The 3,243-nt window shown below is 69.0% G+C and carries 4 protein-coding genes; 3 read left to right on the forward strand and 1 reads right to left on the reverse strand.

The annotated features are described in order from the left end of the window. A partial coding sequence (locus VFG33_RS05230) for a sensor histidine kinase (RefSeq protein ID WP_325022961.1) occupies positions 1–887 on the reverse strand: 887 nt, incomplete at its 3' end. Between the two features lie 142 nt (positions 888–1,029). Between VFG33_RS05230 and VFG33_RS05235 the strand changes: the two genes are divergently transcribed. The 3 genes from VFG33_RS05235 (at position 1,030) to VFG33_RS05245 (ending at position 3,169) form a co-directional block, all read left to right on the forward strand. After that, positions 1,030–1,917: an ABC transporter ATP-binding protein gene (locus VFG33_RS05235; RefSeq protein WP_325022963.1), complete on the forward strand. Its 888-nt coding sequence runs from the start codon at positions 1,030–1,032 to the stop codon at positions 1,915–1,917. 28 nt (positions 1,918–1,945) lie between these two features. After that, complete coding sequence (locus VFG33_RS05240) at positions 1,946–2,764, forward strand: ABC transporter permease (protein WP_325022965.1); 819 nt, start codon at positions 1,946–1,948, stop codon at positions 2,762–2,764. A 216-nt stretch (positions 2,765–2,980) separates the two neighbouring features. After that, a complete protein-coding gene (locus tag VFG33_RS05245) occupies positions 2,981–3,169 on the forward strand; it encodes a DUF3073 domain-containing protein (RefSeq protein WP_325022968.1) in 189 nt (62 codons plus the stop codon). Positions 3,170–3,243 lie beyond the last annotated feature (74 nt).

A 3,243-nucleotide genomic window follows, 5' to 3' on the forward strand; every position in this document is an offset into this window, starting at 1 on the left:
ATCCGGTAGACGGTACGGCCCACGGACAGCGGCACTTCGTCAGGCAGGACCAGGTCGCTCGTGATGTTCACCCCGGCCGATCGTGAGGCCTCAACGAGCCGGGCCAGGTCGGTGGCCCGGGGTACGGGAGCCAGGTCCGCACCGGCCACGCTGAGATCTGTTCGCAGCACGCCGAGCACCTCGCGCAGGTCCTCCATCGCCTGGCGGGCGGTCTCCCGGATCAGTGCGGCCGAACTCTCCACCTTCTCCGGGCCGACCGCCGGGTTCACCTCCAGCCCGCCTGCGTGCAGGGCGATCAGCGAGACCTTGTGGGCGAGTACGTCGTGCATCTCCTGGGCGATCCGGGCCCGCTCACCGAGCCTGGCCTGCTCGCCTCGCAGTTCACGTTCTGCCTCCGCCCGCTCGGCCCGGTCCCGCAGGGACACCATCAGGTCGCGGCGGGCGCCGACGTACGCCCCGACCGCGACCCACGTCCCGACCAGGAACGGCCCGGTGAACAGCAGGACATACGGGTCGCCGTTGTCGTTCCAGGAACTCGCCACATACGCGGCGTACGCGGCGACACTCAGTACTGCGAGCATCCCGTCGCGCCGGCGGATCGACAGGGTCAGCAGAGCCAGGCCCATCGGCACGAAGATCTGCGCTGTCCCCATCGCCAGGATGCCGACGAGGGTGACGGTGACAGGAAACCGGCGGCGCCACCACAGTGCCAGTGACGCGACGATGCCCGCCGATAGCACGTACCAGTCGCCCGCGTCCCAGCGGCCACGGCTGTCCGCGGCCGCCTGGGCAACGACCGTGAGCAGGCTGAACCCGATGAAGAACAGATCACGGATCCGCGGCGCACGCCGGACGAACCAGGCATACGCACGCCGCAACCGTTGCATTCCGTCAGCGTAGTCGCGCTGCGTACTGTCCACGTCCCCCTTCCGGTGGGCCTTAGGGGTGTTCCCCGACGACTTTCGTAGGGGGTGGGACAAGACGGTCGGTCGATGTGGCGAGGGGGTCGGAGACGGAAGAGTTGCGCTCATGATCACCGTCGAGAACCTCAGCAAGCGTTACGGCAGCACCACGGCCGTGCACGACGTCTCCTTCACCGTCGAGCCAGGCAGCATCACCGGCTTCCTGGGCCCGAACGGTGCCGGCAAGTCCACCACCCTGCGCATGCTGACGGGGCTCACCCCGCCGACGGCGGGCACCGCGACGATCGCCGGCAAGCGGTACGTCGAACTGCCGAACCCCGGCCGGGTCGTCGGCGTCATGCTCGACGCGGCAGCCCAGCACCCGGGCCGGACCGGCCGGGAGACGCTGCAGCTCAACGCGGGCCTGCTCGGCGTTCCGAAGAGCCGGGCCGACGAGATGCTGGAGGCTGTCGGGCTCACCCCGGCCGCGAAGCGCCGCGTCGGACAGTACTCGCTGGGGATGCGGCAGCGCCTCGGGATCGCGGCCGCGCTGCTCGGCGACCCCGCAGTACTGATCCTTGACGAGCCTGCCAACGGCATGGACCCGGAAGGCATCCGGTGGATGCGCGGGCTGCTGCAGGACTTCGCCTCCCGCGGCGGCACTGTCATCCTGTCCAGCCACCTGCTGGGCGAGGTCCAGGCGACTGTCGACCGGCTCGTGGTCATCGGAGGCGGTCAAATCGTTGCGAACGGCTCGCTGGAGGAACTGCTCGCCGGGAGCGGCACGCTGGTCCGCGGTCTCGACCCGATCGGCCTGAACCAGGCACTGACCGCTGCCGGGCTGCTGCTCGAGCCGCTGCACGACGGCGCCCTGCGGGTCGACGCCACCGCCGAGCAGGTCGGCCGTGCCGCCGCCGCTGCCGGTCAGATCCTGCTCGAACTGCGCGAGAGCGACGGCGCCGGCCTGGAAGAGCTGTTCTTCCAGCTGACCAGCCCTGCCGCCGCGGCCGCCTGACCACTACGACTTCCTGGAGCTCATCACTATGACCGTCACCGAACTCACCTCCCCGGCCACCGAGGCCGCAGTCCCGGGCAAGCACCGGGCCGCTGTTTCCAGCGCCCTGCCGCCCGCCCGCGGCCAGTCCTTCCTGAAGCTCGTCACCACCGAGCTGCGCAAGTCGGTGGACACTCGCAGCGGCCGATACCTGATCCTGGGCATCATCGCCATCGCACTGGCAGCGCTCGGCTGGCAGCTCACCCACATGCCGACCGGGCCGTCCGCCTTCGACGACTTCCTGAGCGCCGCCTCGACCGGCGTCGTGCTGTTGCTGCCGGTGATCGGCGTGATGGCGATGACCAGCGAGTGGACCCAGCGCACCGCGCTGACCACGTTCACGCTCTCCCCGCGCCGGGTCCGGGTCCAGCTGGCCAAGTTCGTCTCCGCGATCGTGCTGAGCGTCGTGCTGCTGACCGTGACCACGCTGCTCGCTCTGCTGGCCACGGCGATCGGTGGAGCCACGGGCAGCGACGGGACGTCGTACGCCGGGATGGGTGGCGCGCTGGCCGGTGCCTACCTGACGAACGCCCTGAATGTGGTCATGGGTGCTGCCTTCGGTGCGGTGATCGCCCAGACCGCGGTTGCGATCCTGGTCTTCTTCGTCGCCCCGACGGTCTGGTCGCTGGCCGGCACGGCCCTGTTCAAGGACAACGCCGACTGGCTGGACGTGTTCGGTGCCTTCGGCCGGATCGCCGAGCGGGACATGAACGGCATGCTGCCCGAGACGCTCACCGCGCTCGCCGTCTGGATCGTGCTGCCGACTATCGTGGGACTGTGGGCAAGCTCACGTCGCGAGGTGAAGTAACGACGCCGTAAGGCGCCAAAGACGCGGGAGGCCTGGCCGGTTTGAGGGGATCAGCCAGGCCTTCCGGCCTGTCATCGGACTTCTTCTGGTGTCCAGTCAGGGGGCGGTGCGTGTGTCGATCCCCGGCTCCGGGTAACCTAGAACCACGATTACTGACGACTGATCCGTGGGCGCCACGCTGCGTACCCGGTTGACTTGTGCGAGGGGGTCGACGCTATGGGGCGCGGCCGTGCAAAGGCCAAGCAGACGAAGGTCGCTCGCGACCTGAAGTACCGCACCTGGGAGACCGACTTGGACCAGCTCAAGCGTGAGCTGTCCGGCGGCACCGAGGGTGGTACAGGTTCTGCGAACGGTGACGACACAGACGTCGGCGAGGACGCCGACGACTACCACCCCCGTCGGTAAAGCAGCAACAGCTTCTGGTTGACCTGCCCGACGCCTCAGGGCGTCAGGGCAGATCAGCCTGTGCTGACCGACGT

Source organism: Kribbella sp., from assembly GCF_035687465.1.
Classification (GTDB): Bacteria; Actinomycetota; Actinomycetes; order Propionibacteriales; family Kribbellaceae; genus Kribbella.

Coding starts and splice junctions, on each gene's coding strand:
- VFG33_RS05240 (WP_325022965.1), top strand. CDS start 1,946: ATGACCGTCACCGAACTCACCTCCCCGGCCACCGAGGCCGCAGTCCCG.
- VFG33_RS05235 (WP_325022963.1), top strand. CDS start 1,030: ATGATCACCGTCGAGAACCTCAGCAAGCGTTACGGCAGCACCACGGCC.
- VFG33_RS05245 (WP_325022968.1), top strand. CDS start 2,981: ATGGGGCGCGGCCGTGCAAAGGCCAAGCAGACGAAGGTCGCTCGCGAC.